This is a genomic window from Arthrobacter sp. AQ5-05, assembly GCF_003287975.1.
GTDB lineage: Bacteria > Actinomycetota > Actinomycetes > Actinomycetales > Micrococcaceae > Paeniglutamicibacter.
In genome coordinates, this window is the sequence record NZ_QMKQ01000075.1 from 1 (window position 1) to 1,474 (window position 1,474).

The window sequence follows — 1,474 nt, forward strand, 5'->3', positions numbered from 1 at the left end:
CGTTGCTGGCCCGGCTGGAGGAACGTGATGCCGCCTTGGCCAAACGCGATGCCCGGATCGAGTCGTTGCTGCTTCAGCTGGCCGAACGCGACGTGCTGATCACGCAGTTGAGGACCGAGGTCGAGGTCTTGAAGGCCAAGGTCGCCACCCTGGAAGGCCGGCTGAAGAAGAACTCACAGAATTCCTCCAAGCCGCCAAGCACCGACGCGTTCGTGAAACCGCCGCCGCGTTCCCTGCGCCGCTCTTCGGGGAAGTCTCCGGGCAAGCAGGCCGGGGAACCGGGGATGCGTCTGGAACCGGTCAAGGATCCCGATGTGGTGTTGGTCCACGATCCGCAGCGCTGCGGGGACTGCGGACTGGATCTTACCGGGGCCCCGGTCATCGAAGAACGTGCCCGGCAGGTCTTTGACCTGCCACCCATCCATCTGGTGGTCACCGAGCACCGGGTCCGAACCCGCCTGTGTTCCTGCGGATGCCGTACCGAGGCCCCGTTCCCGGCGGTCGTGAGCGCTACTACCTGTTATGGCCCGGTGATCCAAGGGTTTGGTGCGTACCTGATGGGACGCCAGCACCTGCCGGTGGCCCGCACCGCCGAACTGCTCACCGACGCGATAGGTGCTCCGGTGTCCACCGGCTGGCTCTCCTCCCTACTGCCGCGGGCGGCGAAGCTGCTGGAACCGTTCCTGGAAACGACCGGCGCCGCGCTGCGGCACGCACCGGTGGTGCATTTTGATGAGACCGGCGCCCGGGTGGAGGGTCGTTTGGCGTGGGTTCATGTGGCCTGCACCGATACGATGACCCTCTTGCACCTGGCACCCGGGCGTTCGGTGGAATCGATCGGTGCCGGAGGGATCCTGGGCCACGGATTCAACGGCATCGCGGTGCACGACGGGCTTCCCGCCTACCGCCGATACCCGGTGCAACACGGGGCGTGCAATGTCCATCATCTCCGGGAGCTGGCCGGGATCGTTGAATCCGGCGGGCAGGACTGGGCGCAAGGCATCTCCGAGCTACTGACCGAGATGCTGGTAGCCGTCAACGAGGCCAAGGACGCCGGAAGAACCGGCTTGGACAAGCGGGCACTGCGTGGCTATCGCCGTCGGTACCGCCGCCTCCTGGCCCAGGGTGTGGTCCGCAATCCCTTGCCGCCACCCACCGGTAAGCGTGGGCGCCCCGCGCAGGGGCCGATCCGGTCTTTGATTCGACGCCTTGATGACTACCAAGATGATGTCCTGCGTTTTGCCACGGACTTCCGGGTTCCCTTCGGGAACAATGCTGCCGAACGGGCCATTCGCATGGTCAAACTTCAACAGAAAATCTCCGGCACCTTCCGCTCCCGGGGCGGAGCCGAGGCATTCCTGGCCGTGCGTTCCTATGTGGGCACCGCTCTGAAGCAAGGCAAAAACGTGTTCGATGCCTTGGGTGAATTGTTCGCCGGGGATCCTTGGCTACCCGCCACCCCCTGACCAGTTAC

The 1,474-nt window shown here is 65.1% G+C and carries 1 protein-coding gene; it reads left to right on the forward strand.

Annotated features, from left to right (window positions below; all coding sequences use genetic code 11):
- Positions 1-1,466: IS66 family transposase (gene tnpC / locus DQ353_RS21050; RefSeq protein WP_181578549.1), on the forward strand; the 1,466-nt coding region annotated here is incomplete at its 5' end.
- Positions 1,467-1,474 lie beyond the last annotated feature (8 nt).